Origin of the sequence: Arenibacter catalasegens (genome assembly GCF_002909235.1) — a bacterium.
Taxonomy (GTDB): domain Bacteria; phylum Bacteroidota; class Bacteroidia; order Flavobacteriales; family Flavobacteriaceae; genus Arenibacter; species Arenibacter catalasegens.
Genome location: NZ_PHQQ01000078.1, coordinates 1 through 1,230, shown reverse-complemented (window position 1 = coordinate 1,230; position 1,230 = coordinate 1). Strand labels below are relative to the sequence as shown.

At 40.8% G+C, this 1,230-nt stretch carries 1 protein-coding gene; it reads right to left on the bottom strand.

What is annotated here, in order from left to right:
* Positions 1-5: 5 nt before the first annotated feature.
* Complete coding sequence (locus CWD90_RS22920; RefSeq protein WP_103478374.1) at positions 6-1,013, bottom strand: IS110 family RNA-guided transposase; 1,008 nt, start codon at positions 1,011-1,013, stop codon at positions 6-8.
* Positions 1,014-1,230 lie beyond the last annotated feature (217 nt).

The window sequence follows — 1,230 nt, the reverse complement described above, 5'->3', positions numbered from 1 at the left end:
TATTCTTATGGATTGACCAAGGGTAAATTATAGTTTTTTTCATATTTTCTGTTTTCTTTGATCAAAGTAAAGATCCTGTTGATTATTTTGGCCCGTACCGCATTGATTACCGTCATTTTATTTTTTCCCTCAGCTACTTTTCTTTTAAAATAATCATGGAACTCCCCCTTCATTTTTATTGCGGACAGAGCGGCCATATGGAAGAGGGTCTTAAGCTCTTTATTGGCCCTGTGGGATACTTTGTTCCTTGATCTTTGACTTGTTCCTGAATGGAAGGAAAAGGGGGCTACACCGACGTGGCAGGCAAATTTCCTCCCATTTTTGAACTTTGTAAATCCATTTGTGGCCACAATGGTATGTATGGCCACTTGGTCCCCCACACCTGGAATAGAGGTAAGGATCTTGCTTTGGTGTGCCAATAGTATTTCTGTACTGAACAATTCCTTTATTGTCCGGTCGATCTCTTCTATCGACTTGGTCAGTAGGGCGACGTGTCTTTTGAGCCGCTTGCTCCTCTCTTTAAAAATAGACTTTTCAACAAAACCTCCCAGGTCCTTTAACTGTGTCCTGTACTTTGCCCTTTCACCAACATAGAGTTTTCTTTCGGATAATAATAGTTTGCTCTCCGAAATGACTTCATCCTCCAAAGTCTGAAGGAGGGCCTTGTCAGAGTGCCTCATAGCGTACTCGGCTATCCGCTGCGCGTCGATTTTATCCGATTTACACCTTTGGACCCCAGAGCGCAACTTTATCTCCGCACCGCTTTCCAACCACAGTGCAACCCCATTGTCAAGGCAATAGCTTTTTAATATGTTCGAGTAATGGCCGGTGTATTCGGCACAGACCAGGGTTTCTTCAACATCCACATCTTGGGCGATCAGCTTGAACAACTTTTTTAGATGCCCAACGGTGTTGTTGGCCTTAAAATTTTTAATTTCGCCCTCTTCGGTGATCAAACAGATATCAAGTGATAATTTGCTCACATCGATTCCTATAAATGACTTGGATTTCATAGCTTTGGTTTAAGTTTTTAAATTAAGAACCTTTACCTAAGAACCTTAAAAGGTCGAGACTGATATCTTATACAGGTCTTGGTTCTTTAAACCTGTCAGTTCCAAATATCGGGATAGTTCTATGACTAAGGCTATCGCTGGATCGCTGACAGGTTTTCAATTATATGACTTTTTTAGATTTAAAAATAATAATTCAAACCTAAGGTAGTTATCGGGA

Excerpts from the sequence above, each read along its gene's own strand:
- CWD90_RS22920 (WP_103478374.1), bottom strand. The coding sequence starts at position 1,013 with ATGAAATCCAAGTCATTTATAGGAATCGATGTGAGCAAATTATCACTT.